Below are 16,399 nucleotides of genomic sequence, written 5' to 3'. Positions count from 1 at the left end.
GAAGGAATGAGTGCAGGGGCCAAATTTAAACCCAGGATGCTCGGGTTTGTATGCCACTGGTGAGCGTATGGCGCCGCTGATATGGCTGGAGTTTCCAGGCTACAATATTCGAACGAGATCAGGCTGATTCGCGTCATGTGCTCGGGCAGGGTGGATCTGGAGTTTGTGCTCAGAGCCTTCTCGAACGGGCAGGACGGGGTTTTCATAGGTGGCTGCCATTTAGGCGAGTGCAATTACATCACGCACGGGAACTACCATACGCTGAGCATGGTGCTGCTGTGCAAGCGGATCATGGAGCATATCGGTCTGAACCCGGAGCGGCTCCGGATCAAGTTCATGTCGGCCGGGGACGGGATTCCGTTTGCCGAATACATGACGGATTTCAGCCGGACGATCAAGGAACTGGGCCCGATCGGCAAGGGGGAGGGCCTGGACCCTGCGGAGGTGAAGGAGAAGCTCGACGCGGTCCGGAAGCTGGTCCCCTATATCAAGGTGGTGAAGCGGGACAAGCTCGAACGCCGTCTGACGGACAAGGCGGACTACGAAGGGTTCTACACCCGGGAGGAGATCGAGGAGCTGTTCCGGGACGTGGCGTCCTACTACATCGATCCGGAGAAGTGCCAGGCCTGTATGACGTGCTTCAGGCGGTGCCCCGCGGAGGCGATCATCGGTGGGAAGAACCTGATCCATGTCATCGACCAGGACAAGTGCATCAAGTGCGGGACCTGCTTCGAGGTCTGCCCCCCGCGCTTCGGCGCGGTGCAGAAGCTTGTCGGCGAACCGGTTCCCCCGCCGATCCCCGAAGAGCAGAGAAAAATCGTCAGAAAAGGCAAAGAGAAATAGAACCACGTGCAAAAAAAGGGCGCCTTCGGGCGCCCTTTTTTATGGCGCGCCAGGCATGGCGCGAATCTCATGAGATGAACGTCGTTTACAGGTCGGATCCCTTTCGCTCCGACCAGGCGCAGAAGCGATCAGGATGGGTTGTCCTGCAGCACACGCCCGTAACCGCAGTAAACGTAAATCCCCTCAGATCCGTGCGACGGCGAGGCCAGGGTCATGTTGAGGGACCGCGCCAGATCGATGGCGAGGGCCGTCGGCCGGGAGGCCGCCAGGATGAATGGGATGCCGGCCCGGGCCGCCTTCTGGACCAGTTCATAGCTGATGCGGGAAGAGAGCACCAGAAGCTTGGCCCGAGCGAGGGTCCCCTGGAGAAAAAGCCTTCCGACCGCCTTGTCCAGGGCGTTGTGGCGCCCGACGTCCTCGGCCAGGGACAAGCGCTCGAAAGAGGCGTCGAAGAGGGCGGCGGCGTGGGCTGCGCGCGTCAGCCGATAGAGGGTCTGGTGGTCCTTCAGGGTATCGAGGCATCTGCGGGCCTCTTGAAGGTCGAGCTTCGGTCCATCCGGGAGGATGTGCACGACCTGGGAGAGATCCTGGATCAGCTCTTTCCCGCAGATGCCGCAGCTCGACTGGCTGAGGAAGCCCCGGCGTTCGAGGATGGGCCTGATGATCTGCAGCCGTGAAGGGGTGACGGTCAGGGTGACTACATTGGTCTGCTCCCCTTCACAGGATGCCAGGGTTTCGATGTCAGCCGGCCGGTCGAGGATGCCCTCGGCGAGGCAGAAGCCCGCGGCGTGCGCCTGCTCGTCGCCCGGGGTGCGCATGACGACGGCGTAAGACTGGCCCTGGACCCGGATGGACAACGGCTCTTCGCGGATCATCTCCAACCGGGCTTCCTCTTTCTTCTTTCCTTCCTGTAGCTGAACCTTCAGTGTGATCGTGTTTTCAGTCAAGGCCCCTCCTCAAGTCTGCAGGCGGCACCGATGTCAGGATTGCCCTTTACAGCGCTCCGGCCGGACGACCGCCAATCGGATCGCCAGAAGGCGGCATATATCCTATATGCCTGGCCGGGCCGAAACCCCCGGCAGGGCTTCGGAGTTCTCGGAGCCGGGGCGGCTCATGCGAATCCGGTGATTCGTCGATCCCTCCACCTGTCCGTTCAGGTAACACCATCCAAACCGCATCGAATGTTTTCAAAACCATCCACAAGGTGTATAAAATTATCATGAACGGCATCCCCGCGCAAGGTCTGACCGGGGGGACAACCTCCGGGGCGGCGCCCGAAAAGGAGGGTTTCGATGCACTGGAAATGGTTCTTGGGCATTTTCGCGGCTGTGATCGTCCTGGTTGTCGCCGCTGTCTACATCTACGCCGCGACATATGACTATGACCGGCTCCGGCCGAGGATTGTCCAAGCCGTCAGAGAATCGACGGGCAGGGATCTCCTGATCGGAAAGCCTCTGGCCGTCGAGATCGGTTTTTCACCCATCATAGCCCTTGAAGATGTAAGTTTCGGCGATCCGCGACACGGCTCCGGCACGGACATGTTGAAGGTCAAGCGCTGCGAGATCCAGATCGCTCTGCTGTCTTTGCTGAAAGACGTCCTCGAAGTTAAGCGCTTACAGTTGATCGAGCCCCAGCTTCTCATCGAGAGGAATCTGCCGGAGAGGTCCAAAGCGCGAGGCGGTGCCAAACCCGAGACCGGCGAGGGTTCGCGGACCGTCGGCGCAGAGGACGAGGTTTCCGGGCAATCGGGCGGGTCCGATGCTGTTGCGCGGCGGTTTCCTGCCTTTGGATTCAAGGATGTCGAGGTGCTCGACGGTGTTGTCGAGTACCGTCGCCGGCCCGACGGCGGGCTGCATACCCTCCGCCTGCAACGTTTCGAGGCGCGGAGCGGGGGCGTGGATGCCGACATAGAGCTCGAGGCGAAGGGGGACTATGAGGGGCATGTCTTCGATCTCAAGGGGCGAACGGGGAGCCTGCCGGCCCTGGTCGATGCGGAAAGACCGTGGAATGTCCGGCTGGATGGGCTTGTCGGCGGGGCCGTGGTCTCGATCGAGGGAGAGATAGAGGAGCTTTCAGGCATCCGCGGGGGGCGCTTAACAGTCTCCGCCCACGGTGAGGCCATCGAGCGACTGCCGTTTGCTGCGGCTTCTGGCATACCCGGTTTGCAGGGGTCGTTTGAGGGGCGCTTCGAGATTGCCGGCAGCCCGGCGGGGCCTTATCGAATCTCGGGTTTGAATGTCAGGCTTGCGAAGAATAGGATTGCAGGCGATTTGGAGATCGATACGAGCGGGTCTTTCCCGGCCGTAAAAGGGGCGCTGTCGTCGGAGTACCTGGACCTGAGGCCTTTTCTCTTCAGAGGGGAGGCGAACGCTCCGAAGACCGGGGCTGGGGCCCCTGCGAGCGGAGGGGTCTCGGGCGGCGGGCGGGTCTTTTCGTCGGAGCCGATCCGCATCCCCGTTCCCGGGGGGCCGGCCCTGGATGTGAACTGCATCTTCAAGAACGTGTTCATGCCTCGATGGGCGTTTACGGATCTTCATGCGCGGATCCGGCTTTCGGACGGGCATCTCCGGATCGAAGACCTGAATGCGGTTACGGAAGCGGGTTCAGTCGGCGGCCGATTCCATTTCAAGGCGGCTGAGCGTGGGATAGCGGTCGACGCCCTGTGCAAGATAACGAAGCTGGATGTCGCCCGGATGATCGAGAAACTGGGCAAGAGGCCGTCATTGGAGGGGCAGCTCGATGCGGACCTCGACCTGCGGGGCCAGGGTGCTTCGGTCGCCGAGATCATGGCGGGGCTCGATGGGAAGATCTCCATGGTGATGGGTGCGGGGCGGATCGATTCAGCGACCGTCGATTTCTGGGGGGCCGGTGTCGTTCAGAGTCTTCTGCAGGTTCTCGATTCCGGCAAGAAAGCCCGATCCTACACGGACTTCAACTGCCTGGTGGCAGGCTTCCTGGTGACAGGGGGGATTGCGCGCAGCACCGCGCTCGTGCTGGATACGGATGTCACGAGCCTCGTAGGGGCCGGGCAGGTGAACCTCCGCCATGAAACCCTCGATCTCGAGTTCGCCCTTATACCGAAGTCGGGCATCGGAGTGCCCGGCCTCGCCAAGGTCGGAATCAGCATCGGACAACTGACCCGGCCGTTCAAGCTGGGCGGCACCCTCAAGAAACCCTCCGTTCTCTTCGATGTTCACGAAACGGCCTGGATGGTGGGGAAGGCTGTCGGCGGCTCGGTCCTTTTCGGGCCGGCCGGCATCGCCGCCGCCCTGGCAACCGGGGCCTCCGGCTCCGAGAACCCGTGCCTGGCGGCCGTGCAGGCGGCGGAAGCCGGGGTGCCGGTCAAGGAAGACAACACCCTGCCGGAAGACCTCCTCAAAGGGGTGGTCGATCAGGCCGGGAAACTGCTCGATCGCCTTTTGGGGAGATAAACAAGGCCGCCGGCGGAACCGGGTCAGCGGGGCGTTTCCGGAGGAGAAGAAGCGGTTTTCCCGGGGGTTGCGTCCCCGGACCGACTGCAACCTTTTTCATCGAGCCAATGGCATTGCCATGACCAGAAAGATCGACATCAACAGCGATATGGGGGAAAGCTTCGGGGCCTATACCCTCGGGATGGACGCCGAGGTCATGTGCTACATCACCTCCGCCAACATCGCCTGCGGTTTCCACGCGGGCGATCCGGGCGTCATGAACCGGACGATCCAGTTGGCCCGGCGCCACCGCGTCGGGATAGGTGCCCATCCGGGGTTCCCGGATCTGCTCGGCTTCGGTCGCCGGAACATGGATTGCAGCCTGGATGAGATCAGAGACTACGTGATCTATCAGGTTGGCGCGATGGAGGCGTTTTGCCGTCTGTACGGCATGCGTCTCCAGCATGTGAAACCGCACGGGGGGCTCTACAACATGGCGGCGGGAAATCTCGACATCCTGCGGGTCTTGGCGGGGGCCGTCGCCGCCCTGGATAGGGAGGTTCTGATGGTGGCCCCGGCCGGCGGGCGTGCCGAGGCGATGGCGCGCATCGGGCGCGAGGAAGGGGTCCGGGTGGTTTTCGAGGCCTTTCCCGACCGGGCTTACACCCCGGAAGGCGCGCTGGTTTCGAGGCGGTTGCCCGGGGCTGTCATCCTCGATCCGCAGGAGGTGCTCGACCGGGCCCTCACCCTGGTCAAGGAGGGCAGGGTCGCCGCGTTCGACGGGAGCACCGTTGCGATGGAGGCTCAAACGCTTTGCGTGCACGGCGACAATCCGGCCGCCGCGGAGATGGTTGCGGGCATCCGCAGGGGGCTCGAGTCGGAGGGGATCGAGGTGGCCGCCATGGCGGAGTGGGTTTGAGGCGAAGGTGATGGTTGGCGTGCTCTATGAGACGGCCCGGTTCAGGGTCAGCGGCGATTGCGGGCTTCTGGTCGAGTACGGGGACGGGGTGGACCTCTCCGTGAATGCGAAGGTCCACAGGATGGCCGCGCTGCTTCAAGCATCCTTGCCCGACGGTGTCGAAGCCGTCATCCCCGCTTACCGCTCCTTCTGCATCCTGTACGACCCTTGTAAGAGCGGGCCGGCCGCCTTGAAGCGGCAGATCCTGGAACTCGAAAAATTGCAGGATTTTGCGGCGGACGAGGCCGCTCGGACCGTGGGGATCCCGGTTTGCTACGGGGGCGCGTTCGGTCCGGATATCGCTTTTGTCGCCGCTGGTCGCGGCCTCTCGGAGGAGGAGGTCGTGCGCCTTCACACCGCTCGATCCTACCCCATCTATGCCATCGGGTTTGCTCCCGGGTTCTGCTACCTGGGGGAACTGGACGAGCGGCTGCACACCCCGCGGCTCGAGACCCCGCGCACGCGGGTCCCTGCCGGATCGATCGGGATCGCCGGAGAGCAGACGGGCGTCTACCCGCTCGAGACGCCCGGAGGCTGGCGGATCATCGGACGCACGCCCCTGAGGCTTTTCGCCCCGGAACGTATGGATCCCTTCCTCTACCGTGCCGGCGATCGGATCCGGTTTTTCCCCATCTCGCAGGAGGAATTCGAGGCGATCGCGGGGGGTGAACAGAGATGACGATCGTCTTGGAGGTCATCGCCCCCGGCCCCCTGACCACGGTCCAGGATGCCGGTCGGGGCCGCTTCCTGCACATGGGGGTCCCGCTCTCGGGGGCGCTCGACCCCTTCGCCTATCGGGTGGCGAACCGGCTCGTGGGCAACCCGGCAGCAGCTGCCGTCCTCGAAATGACGTTTGCGGGTCCACACCTCCAGGTGTTCGACGAGGTCGATCTGGCGGTGACCGGCGCCGACATGGCGTGGGCCGTGAACGGGGTTCCCGCCCCGTGCTGGCGCACCGTGAGGGTCGGCAGGGGGGACGTGGTGCGGATTGGACAGGCTCGGAGCGGCTGCCGCGGCTATCTGGCGGTGACCGGCGGGATCGATGTGCCGGTGGTCCTGGGCAGCCGGTCCACCTGTTTGAACGGCCGGCTGGGTGGCATCGAAGGCAGACCTCTTCGAAAAGGCGATCGGATCGCGCGGGGGGCGGGGGAGCCGCTGCAGAGGGGGCGCAGACTGCCATGCCCGCCGGTTCACGGGGGCGCCATCCGGCTTCGGGCGGTGCCGGGGCCCCAGGACGAGTGCTTCCGCGGGGCGCTGGATCTCTTTTTCGAGGCGGTCTTCCAGGTCACCCCGCAGACCGACAGGATGGGATGCCGGCTGCACGGCCCGCCGATCCGGCACGATGAGGGGGCCCCGCAGGGCATCGTCTCGGAGCCGTCCCTGCCGGGCAATGTGCAGGTGCCGCCGGACGGCCGTCCGATCCTGCTGCTGGTGGAGCAGACGATGGGAGGCTACACGAAGATCGCCACCGTGATCTCGCCGGACCTTCCCCGGATCGCGCAGGCAAGGCCGGGGGACGCCGTCCGATTCGACCGGGTGACGATCGAAGAGGCCCACGCGGCTTTCGAAGAGGCGGCCCGAAGGATGAACGATATCGACGCCCTCTTCGCCTCACCTGTAAGCTGCCTGGAGCGCCTGGGGCTTCCTTTTTGAGCTTCTCTCTCCGGAAAGGGCCTTTTTCGCCCGGCTCGGCCGCGATTTGCACGTTTGCCTGTGCGGCGACCTGCAAAGCGGTCTCGCGCAGACATTCCTGACTGACTCGATTCCCGGGCTTTGAATCTTCGTTCACTTTTCCCTGCGTGGGTTGTCTGATCGCTGGCTCCGGCAGATCCTCAAACGGCGAACGGGGCCGCGATCCCGCGGCCGAGGGCGAAGGCCTCCAGGTTGATGTCGAGGACGCCCGGCGGGATCCTGTTCTGCAGCACCTTCTGGATCGATCCCGGCTGCACCACGCCGGTCAGCTCCACCACCGCGCCGAGCATGCAGATATTGTAGACGATCGGCTTCCCGATCCGGTCCATGACCTCACGGTACAGGGGCAATTGTAAGAGCCGTGCGTCGACCCTGCTGCCCTCCGGCTTCACGTAGCGCGGGTCTGTGAGCAGGATGCCCCCCGGTCGGATGATGCCGAAGAATTTGTTGTAGGCCTCCTGCGTCAGACAAACCAGCACGTTCGGCTGGTTGGCCTTGGGAAAGCGGATAGGCGAATCGGAGATGATCACGTCCGAGCGGGTGGCGCCGCCGCGGGCCTCGGGGCCGTAGGATTGGGACTGGGTGGCGACGAGGCCCTCGTGGAGCACCGCCGCCTCGGCGAGGATGATGGCCGCCGTGATGACCCCCTGGCCGCCGGACCCCGAGAAGACCAGCCTGCATCGCTCCATCACGCACCCCCTTTCATCGCTTTTTGGATGAGCCCGTCGTATTCGCGGCAGTATTCGGGTTTTTGTTCCTGGATGAAGATGCCCCGTTCGATGAGGGCCGGGTTCCGCTGCTTGGCCTCGGAGCCGATCGGCGTCGTGTTATCCTTGAACCACTCCATCATGTCGGCTGCGTCGCCCATCTGGTTCTTCCGTCCGTAATAGGTCGGGCACTGGCTCATGACCTCGACCACCGAGAATCCCGGATGGGTGAAGGCCTTTTTGAGGATGTCGACCATCTGGGTCACGTGGTAGGTGGTGGTGCGCGCGACGAAGGACGCGCCCGCCGCCTTCGAGAGGGTGACGACGTCGAAGTCGTGGTCGATGTTCCCGTATGGGGCCGTGGTGGCCTTGCTGCCGTATCCGGACAGGGGCGAGTATTGCCCGCCCGTCATGCCGTAGATCCGGTTGTTCATCACGATGGCGGTCATCTCGATGTTGCGCCGGGCTGCGTGGATGAAGTGGTTGCCGCCGATGGCCAGGGCGTCCCCGTCCCCCATGGGGACGATGACGTTCAGCTCCGGCTTGGTGATCTTCACCCCCGTGGCGAAGGCGAGCGCCCGGCCGTGAAGGGTATGCAGGGAGTGGAAATCGACGTAGCCGGAGATGCGGGAGGAGCAGCCGATTCCGGAGACCATGACGATGCTGTTCTTGTCCCAGCCGATCTCCATGACGGCGGTGATGAGCCCCCTCAGGACGATTCCATGGCCGCAGCCGGGGCACCAGATGTGGGGGAAAAAGCGTTCCCGGATGTAATCGTTGATTTTAGGCATGGGTCAAACCCCCTTTCCCTGGATGATCCGGAGGATGTTGCGGATATCGGTCGGGTTGATAAACTGCCCGTCGATGCGGTTGGCCAGGGCGACCCGTTGGGGGTCGGAAACGGCCCGCTTGACGGCCCGGATAATCTGGCCCATGTTCATCTCGACGACCACGATGTGCTTGGCCGCCGCGCATTTTTCCTCCACCAGGCCATAGGGGAAGGGCCACAAGGATTGCAGCTCGAGCAGGCCCAGCCGCTCGCCCCTGGCCCTGCGGTTCTCGACGACATGCAGGGCGGAGCGGGCCGAGCATCCGTAGGAGATCAAGACCGTTTCGGCATCCTCCATGTGGTATTCCCGGTACCGGGTGATCGCCTCGACGTTGTGCACGATCTTGTCCTTCAGATGCCGGAGCAGTCCTTGGACGACTCCGGGGTTGTCGGAGGGAAAGCCCCACATGTCATGGAAAAGGCCCGTGACGTTGTAGCGGTGCTCCCCGCCGAAATCGGACATCGGGATCCGTCCGTCTTCCCTCGGCAGATAGGGGTGGAAATCCACGCCGGCCTTGACGGAGGTCCGCAGGCGCTGCACCACCGGGATGGCGCCCTCCTCGGGGATGACGAGACCCTCGCGGAGATGGCCGATGACCTCGTCGAAGAGGAGGATCACCGGCGTCCGGTAGGTTTCGGCCAGGTTGAATGCGTGGACCGTCATCTCGAAGACGTCTTGATGGTTCGACGCCGTAAGTGCGATGATGGCGTGGTCCCCGTGGACCCCCCATCGCGCCTGGTAGACGTCCCCCTGGCTCGGCCCCGTGGGAAGTCCGGTCGACGGCCCTCCGCGCTGCACATCCACGATGACGCAGGGGATTTCCGTCATGATGGCATAGCCGAGACCCTCCTGCATGAGGGAAAACCCCGGGCCGCTCGTGGCGGTCATCACCTTGTGCCCTGTCAGGGATGCCCCGATGATGGCGCAGATAGAGGCGATTTCGTCTTCCATCTGGATGAATTTGCCTCCGCGCTGGGGGAGGCGGTAGGACATGTGCTCTGCGATCTCCGTCGAAGGGGTGATGGGGTACCCGGCGAAAAACTCCACCCCTGCATAGAGCGCAGCCTCCACGCAGGCCTCGTTTCCCTGAACGAATCGAATCGACCCTTCCATTTAGCTCCGCTCCTCCTCCGGCATGGTCTCTATCGTCAACGCCAGGTCCGGGCACCGCATCTCGCACATCCGGCAGCAGATACAGTCCTCCGGCCGTACGGCGCAGGCCTTGTCCTGATCGTCCAGCTCCAGGACGTGCTTCGGGCAGAAGTGCACGCAGATCCCGCAGCCTTTGCACCAGTCCCGGTTGATGACGAGCCCTTTCAGTTTCGGCTTTCCTTTCGGCATAAGAGGTTCCTCTCAGGAATTTCGAGCTTAGTACCGTTTGAAGGATGAGGCTATCGAAAAACAGGCTTGATCAAACTGTGTCACGGGGTGCTATTGCCATCCGGCGATATCCGCCGGGCGGCTATGTATTTGCAGCCTCAGCCCGGTTGGTCAGTTGGAGAAGGCTCTTAAGTTGTTCCCATGCGGAAATGATTTCCCAGTAGAACCCGGTTTCCAATCCGGAAATGAGGATTTTTCTTTACACGCTGCGCGTGCTCAGTCCCACCGCTTCGCGGCGGGTCCCGGTTTGGCCAATATCAAGGAAATCAAGCGTTTGCGCGGAGGCGACCTGGTGGTCGCCGCACAAGCAAACGTGCAGATTGACGCCGAGATTGGCCAAAAAGACCATTTCCGGATGGAAACTAAGTTGAGAAGCCGCCTTCGGTCTAAATAAAGGCTCCACGCGGAGATACACCGCCAGAACGACCATGTTTTCGATCGGGAACCAATGAACTCCCGCTCTTCACGTATACGGGAGGGCTCCCCGATGTCAAGCGTTTTTGGTGAGACGGGAAACATCGTTGGGGACTCGACATCTCGACGCGCCCGAAGGTTATGTCGGGCTGGCCGGTCTCTGGACCGCCCAGCCGAAAACGCCCAAAAGTCAGAAACGTTTGCATAGATTTATGGGCGCTGCATCCTGCAGGTCTTTGGTTCAGGGGAGCGGTACGGCAGCGGCTCTTCGGGTTGCGATTAAAAAAATATTTGATTTCAATGTCTTGTATGAACCCCCATCAGCTTGTCCATCTTTGCCCGATGTTCAATGTGACGAGGGAATTCCTGGCACACGTGTTGCTATAGGATAGTGCCACACAAAGGGCCTGTCATCCCCATCTTATGACGGGGGTGAAGTCGGTCCGTGAATCGAGCGTCTCGAAACGACCGGACTGTTCACAGACGTCAGTTCGGGGGCATGGCACGCGGATGGATCCTGGGGGTATCGCGGTCTTACGATGGATTTTATAATGAAGTTTTCAAAAGGGTGTCTGGGGCTCTTCATTTTGGCGTCCCTTTTCCATTTCTGCCCGGTCTCTCATGCAACGGCGGAGGGTTCTCCTGTTTTGCCCGCCGGAGGCCGGATCATCTGCGGTGACGGACGCATCCTCGAGGAAGACAGGGGCACCCTGACAGTCCTTCAGCAAAGCAGCCGGATGATCGTCGAGTGGGATACATTCCACATCGGGGCGAAGGCAAGGGTCGCCTTCCGGTACAGCGAGGGGAAGGGACAAACGCTCATCAGGATTACGGATCCCGGTGCCGCCCGGATCTCGGGAAGCTTGTATGCCGATGGGGAGATCCTTCTGGTCAATCCTGCCGGGGTTTTCTTCGGACCCTCGGCCCGGGTGGATGTGGGCGGGATGGCTGCGTCGAGCCTGGATATCCGGGATGATGCCTTCCTGAGAGGGGATCTGATCTTTGACGGAGAAGGGAGCGCCGGTGAAATCGTCAACGAGGGTTCCATCCGGGCTGCCGACGGTGGATACCTCCTGTTTTTTTCGCCTGTAGTCGAGAATCGAGGTGAACTCCTAAGCCCGAGGGGAACCGTGTTGTTGGCAGCCGGGGAGTCTGTCACCTTGGACGATGCTCTCGATGTGCGGATCCGAGCGGGTTCGGCCGGCGCTTGCATCGACAACCCGGGGGTCATACAGGCTGACGGCGGCATTGTCCTATTAAAGGCCCGATCACCGGATGGTCTTCTCCCGGCCCTCATCGACCATTCCGGCGTGATCGAATCGAAAACCCTGGACGGGGTCCCCGGCCGGATTCTTCTGCTATCCGACCTATCACACGGTCAGGTTGTCGTGAGCGGCCGGCTTGACGCCTCGGCGTCAGGTACAGGCGATGGCGGGTTCATCGAGACGTCGGCGGCGGAAGTTTCGGTGATGGACGATGCTCGGATTTCCACCCGGGCGGCTGGCGGCGGGACGGGTCTGTGGTGTCTCGATCCCGCCGATTTCATCATTGCACCCGAAGGCGGTGATATGACCGGTCGCCAGGTGTCTGACTTCCTGCGTGATTCCAATCTCGAAATACGAAGCACTCGAGGGGCTGCGGAAGGCAAAGGCGACATCCGGATCGATGATGTCATTAGCTGGAGCGCCCACACCCTGACGCTTTGCGCCTTCCGCAGCATTATCATCGACCGGCGATTGAACGGCTCCGGCCAGGCCGGGTTGGAGTTCGTCTTCGGGCAGGGATCAGCGGATGGAAACATCGACGGGGAAGAGGCGGATTACGTTGTAAACGCGAGCGTGAATCTGCCTGCAGGCGGCCATTTTCGGACAAAGCTCGGCAGTTCCGGCGAATGGGTGCCTTACAGGGTCATCACCGAACTGGGGGCTGCGGGCAGCCGCTCCACAACCGACTTTCAGGGGATGCTGGGGGATCTGACCGGCCGGTATGCCTTGGGTGCCGACATCGATGCCTCCGCCACCGGCCAATGGAACAACGGGGAAGGATTCGAGCCGATCGGCGGAAATAGTCCGGATTTTCCGTTCGATGCGTCTGCTTTTACGGGACGGTTTGCCGGTCTTGGACATGTCGTCAAGAATCTTTTCATTTGTCGTGAAACGAATGCCATCGGTTTGTTTGGAATCGTCCAAAATGGAATTATCCGAGATATGGGGCTCGGGGATGCATCCATAAGCGGGGGATACTATTCCGGGGGGCTTGCCGGTGTCCTTAATATAACGGCTGTCAAACACTGCTTTGTCACAGGTGATATCACCCTTTTGGGAGACAGAGCTTTTGCCGGGGGGCTTTTTGGTTGTGTGAATGGCAGCAAAATCTACAACTGTTTTAATTCAGCAAAAGTCGAAGATACAGAATGTCTAGGTGGAAGTATTGGAGGGATTGCCGGCGTTATCACTTCTTGTTATTTTATGAATTGTTATAATGCGGGAACAATAGACGGCGCGGACCTTGTCGGCGGATTGGTAGGCTGTGTGGGCAACTGTCTGCCAAATGGCCTCAGTTTGGCTAATTGCTATAATTCGGGAAAAATCATTGGGAAATCAAGGAGCGGCGGCTTAGTAGGGGGATTCAGCTGCACTTCTTCGGTTTCATCCGTGAGAAGCTACTGGGATATCGAGTCATCCGGGCAGGAGGACTCCTGTGGCGGGATCGGTTTATCCACTGCACAGATGAAGCAGGCGTCGACCTTTTCAGGTTGGGATATCGATGGAGAAGGTCACACGGGTAAACTGTGGCGGATCTATGAGGGTTGTACCTATCCCCTCCTGCGAAGTTTTTTGAAGCGGGCGACCGCTGTTCTGCCCGGTACAAAGGTTTACGACGGCACGAGAAAGGTGGACGTTGGGTCCTTTGTTTGGGCGGTCGATTCGGGGGATCCTTTCGATCCTTCAGCGATCTTTTGCGATCAAGTGAAAACCGAGAGCGCTGATGCAGGGACATACCCGCTCGATCTGAGCGGTTTCTACTCCGTCCAGCTGGGTTATGATATCAAATTCGCCGGCGTTCCGACGTTTACCATCACGAAAGCGCCCCTGACGGTCACCGCGAAAGACGATCGCAAGACGTATGATGGAAAGCCGTATTCCGGCGGTAGCGGCGTCATCTACGCCGGATTGGTTCATGGAGAAAGCGAAGGGGTACTGGATGGCTCCGTCATGTATGGCGGTTCCAGCCAGGGGGCCGTTCGGCCTGGAACCTATGCGATAGCACCATCGGGCCTGAGTTCGAAGAATTATGACATCGTCTATTGCAATGGGACGTTGACGATCGAACCTACTACCGCCCGCCACACGATCATCGTCTCAGCCGATCCAGCTGGCGGGGGAATAGCAGGCGACGGCGGGGTATTGGATGCAGGTACGCAGGCGACGGTCTCAGCCGTTGCCAATCCGTGCTACACCTTTATTCACTGGAGTGAAAACGGGCGGATTTTTTGCACGACACCCACCTACACCTTTTGGGTTACCGAGGACAGAAATCTCACGGCCCATTTTCAGATGGCCGAACCGGTTATCAGCGGCCTGACACCGTCCGAGGCGCTTGCAGGAGGAGAAGAATTTTCTCTGAGCGTCAAAGGCAGAGCGTTTTGCCAAGGTTCTGTGGTCTGTTGGGATGGTTCCGAACGAAAAACCGCCTTTGTCTCACCTGAAAATCTGACAGCTGAAATCTATGCCTCGGATATTGCGAAGCCCCGAATGGTGGCGGTCGCCATCGTCAATCGGGCGGCGGACGGAAGCTCGATCCAGTCGGAGCCGAAATATTTTGTGATCCGGGACGCGGAAAAAGCGGCCGAGGCCATCCCGACCCTGACAGACTGGGGCGTGATCTTGTGCGCTTTTCTGATGTTCGCAATCGCGATCAGCGTTTTGAAACGAGGTCGGAAGGCTTGAGTTTGTTTCGGAGGTCGCTGGCTCGGGCCGGTTCCCCGTATGCTTCATCCAACAGAAGGCCTCCGAAAGCGGAGGTGCTCTGTTCTTCATGGCTCATGCTCTTCTCCTGTCGGCGTGTTGGAAGCGAGATGCTCACAAATAATGCCTCTCAAATCGGCGGGCATAAGGCTGCAGGAATAAGGCCCTGGCGATAGCTCGGGCCGCGCCGGTTGTCGACATCGCTCGCAAAAAGAGAAAGGTCAGCCGGGTGATGGCAGGTCGGATGCCCCTCAATAGATCTTTTCATCCTCGGCGAAGGCCTCGGGCGCGTCGCTTTCATAGTCCCGCTCGCGCCCGTCCTTCTTGCGCCGTGCGTATTCCCGGTACCACTCGTGGGCGGTGATCAGGGCCATCACCTCGTTCGATCCGGTCCAGATGGAGGCCAGCCCGAGGTCGCGCACGATGCGCTCGATGGGGAAGACATTGGTGTACCCGATGCCTCCCATGACCTGCATGGCCTTGCGCGCTGCCTCCTGGCACGATTCGGTGACGAACTTCTTGGTTTCGCTCACCAGGCGGCGGATCGTGTTGGGGTCTTGGTTCGAGTCGACGGCACGCGCGGTGGTGTAGACGAGTGAGCGGCTTGCGTCGAGGAGGGTGGCGGCCTCCGCCACCTGGAAGCTGACCCCCTGGAACTGGTTGACGGGTTGGCCAAAGGCCCTGCGCCGCGTGGTGTACCCCGTCGCGATATCCAGGGCGGGCCGGGCGGCGCCGATGGTCATGGCGGCGGTCCCGAGGCGCTCCGGGATCATCATCGTGTTGAAGACCTCATAGGCCCCGTTCAGCCTCCCCACGATGTTTTCCCTGGGCACCACGACATCCTTGAAGACCAGGCGGCCGGCCCCTCCGCCCCGGCACCCCATGAGGCCGTAAAGATAATCGACCTCTACACCCGGCCCCCGATCTACGACGAAGCAGGTCAGGGCCTTGTGGGGGTGGGCCTGGGGGTCGTGATCGGTGCGCGCGTAGACCAGGAAGTAGTCGGCGCCCTCCGCTCCGACGATGAAGCGCTTCTGTCCGGTGAGGAGAAAATGGTCGCCGCTTTCGACAGCCGAGGTGGTGGTGCCGAAAAAGTCAGAGCCTCCCCGGGGTTCGGTCAGGCACTCGGCGGCGAAGACTTCTCCTGCCAGCAGCGGTTTGACGTATTTTTCCCTGAGGTCATCGCTCCCATGGAGCACAATGGCGTCGCAGACGAGCTCCGCGCCCACCCCGAAGGTGCAGGCGAAGATGTAGCCGAGGGTGCCGATCTCTTCCATGACTGCACAGGTGGCCACCCAGTCCAGGCCCCGGCCGCCCCAATTCGCGGGGTAACGGCAGCCGAGGAGGTTGCGCCGTCCGGCCTCCTGCAGAAACTCCCGGGGGAAGACGATCGTTTCCCGGTCCATGCCCAGGATCATTTCCCGCGGCACCCATGCCACGAGGTCCCTGGCTTCCTCCACGATCTGTTTCTGGGCCTGGCTCAGCAGGAATTCGTACATCTTGGATTTTCTCCTGTGACAGACGGATCGGTCTCAGACAAAGACCCTTCGGATTTACCCGCCTTCCGGAATCACGGTTTGCTTCAACGGCCTTCAGCAGCGCTGCATGGACAGCGGCTTTTTATGCTGTATGCGCGGCCGGCTGAGGGCCTTGAGGCGAAAGCCGGGCCCGGCAACCGCCCTGATCTTACATGCACCGTGTGGGAACTGCAAGCCCCGCCCGTGCATGCAAATGACAGGACCGGAAGCCAAGGAAACGACCAATGGAACCGAAACATGTCCGGGGCAGGACTCGCGGCTCGGCGGACCATGTTGAGACGTGCCCTTCCTTTTTTTGTTCGAAGATGGTCCTGACGTTGTCGATTTCTTACCGACGGTGGCTCCGTGAATCCCTATCCATATCCTTTTTAAACCGGATGCACACCATTCAGAGCAATCCGCCCATTTCGCGATAGAGGAATCCTGTTTTCTGCAGGATACGAGATAGATCTGATGGGCACACCTATGGCTATGAAATTGATCTTTATTTTAAAATCAATAATTTATACAGCTTCTTCATCTTCTTGGTATGGATGTGTTTGCCTGGATGCGCTCCTTCACTACTTGGCATCTTTCTTGCTTTACCAACCCATCCAGGAAAAACTCATCGGATCGGCGGGCTCGAACCTGGGGGTTGGAGCCCGCTTTTCGGTTCTGGA

13 protein-coding genes are annotated in these 16,399 nt (G+C 61.1%); 6 read left to right on the top strand and 7 right to left on the bottom strand.

Features of this window, described 5'->3' with window-relative positions; all coding sequences use genetic code 11:
- Window positions 1–6: 6 nt before the first annotated feature.
- A complete protein-coding gene (locus tag ACZ500_RS16270; protein ID WP_464228438.1) occupies window positions 7–843 on the top strand; it encodes a hydrogenase iron-sulfur subunit in 837 nt (278 codons plus the stop codon).
- 128 nt (window positions 844–971) lie between these two features.
- Here ACZ500_RS16270 and fdhD read toward each other — a convergent pair whose 3' ends face one another.
- Complete coding sequence (gene fdhD, locus ACZ500_RS16265; protein WP_464228437.1) at window positions 972–1,790, bottom strand: formate dehydrogenase accessory sulfurtransferase FdhD; 819 nt, start codon at window positions 1,788–1,790, stop codon at window positions 972–974.
- Between the two features lie 345 nt (window positions 1,791–2,135).
- On the opposite strand from fdhD, the gene ACZ500_RS16260 reads away from it, so the two are divergent.
- From ACZ500_RS16260 to ACZ500_RS16245, 4 genes are all read left to right on the top strand, one after another.
- Complete coding sequence (locus ACZ500_RS16260) at window positions 2,136–4,274, top strand: AsmA family protein (RefSeq protein ID WP_464228436.1); 2,139 nt, start codon at window positions 2,136–2,138, stop codon at window positions 4,272–4,274.
- A gap of 118 nt (window positions 4,275–4,392) precedes the next feature.
- Entirely contained in the window at window positions 4,393–5,172 is a 780-nt protein-coding gene (locus ACZ500_RS16255) for a LamB/YcsF family protein (RefSeq protein ID WP_464228435.1), read from the top strand.
- A 10-nt stretch (window positions 5,173–5,182) separates the two neighbouring features.
- Window positions 5,183–5,890, top strand: coding sequence for a 5-oxoprolinase subunit PxpB (gene pxpB, locus ACZ500_RS16250; protein ID WP_464228434.1), 708 nt, complete (start codon window positions 5,183–5,185; stop codon window positions 5,888–5,890).
- Window positions 5,887–6,864: a 5-oxoprolinase subunit C family protein gene (locus ACZ500_RS16245; RefSeq protein WP_464228432.1), complete on the top strand. Its 978-nt coding sequence runs from the start codon at window positions 5,887–5,889 to the stop codon at window positions 6,862–6,864. Before pxpB ends, ACZ500_RS16245 begins: the two co-directional genes overlap by 4 nt.
- 179 nt (window positions 6,865–7,043) lie before the next feature.
- Here the strand turns inward: ACZ500_RS16245 and ACZ500_RS16240 are convergent, their stop codons facing one another.
- The 5 genes from ACZ500_RS16240 to ACZ500_RS16220 form a co-directional block, all read right to left on the bottom strand.
- Entirely contained in the window at window positions 7,044–7,592 is a 549-nt protein-coding gene (locus tag ACZ500_RS16240; protein WP_464228431.1) for a 2-oxoacid:acceptor oxidoreductase family protein, read from the bottom strand.
- Window positions 7,592–8,401, bottom strand: a complete 810-nt coding sequence (locus ACZ500_RS16235; protein WP_464228429.1) for a 2-oxoacid:ferredoxin oxidoreductase subunit beta — start codon at window positions 8,399–8,401, stop codon at window positions 7,592–7,594. The genes ACZ500_RS16240 and ACZ500_RS16235 overlap by 1 nt, the downstream gene beginning before the upstream one ends.
- Window positions 8,402–8,404: 3 nt before the next feature.
- Entirely contained in the window at window positions 8,405–9,553 is a 1,149-nt protein-coding gene (locus tag ACZ500_RS16230) for a 2-oxoacid:acceptor oxidoreductase subunit alpha (RefSeq protein ID WP_464228428.1), read from the bottom strand.
- Window positions 9,554–9,781 carry a 4Fe-4S dicluster domain-containing protein gene (locus ACZ500_RS16225; protein WP_464228427.1) on the bottom strand — a complete coding sequence of 76 codons (228 nt, stop codon included), beginning with the start codon at window positions 9,779–9,781 and terminating at the stop codon, window positions 9,554–9,556.
- Window positions 9,782–10,019: 238 nt separating this feature from the next.
- Window positions 10,020–10,169, bottom strand: a complete 150-nt coding sequence (locus tag ACZ500_RS16220) for a hypothetical protein (RefSeq protein WP_464228426.1) — start codon at window positions 10,167–10,169, stop codon at window positions 10,020–10,022.
- 616 nt (window positions 10,170–10,785) lie between these two features.
- Here ACZ500_RS16220 and ACZ500_RS16215 point away from each other — a divergent pair.
- Window positions 10,786–14,184 (top strand): two-partner secretion domain-containing protein, encoded by a 3,399-nt coding sequence (locus tag ACZ500_RS16215; protein ID WP_464228425.1) that lies wholly within the window; start codon window positions 10,786–10,788, stop codon window positions 14,182–14,184.
- A gap of 269 nt (window positions 14,185–14,453) precedes the next feature.
- Here ACZ500_RS16215 and ACZ500_RS16210 read toward each other — a convergent pair whose 3' ends face one another.
- A complete protein-coding gene (locus ACZ500_RS16210; RefSeq protein WP_464228423.1) occupies window positions 14,454–15,701 on the bottom strand; it encodes an acyl-CoA dehydrogenase family protein in 1,248 nt (415 codons plus the stop codon).
- Window positions 15,702–16,399 lie beyond the last annotated feature (698 nt).

Source organism: Desulfatiglans parachlorophenolica, from assembly GCF_055394735.1.
Note: the sequence above shows the minus strand (reverse complement) of the source record. Positions and strands in the feature narration are given on the sequence as shown.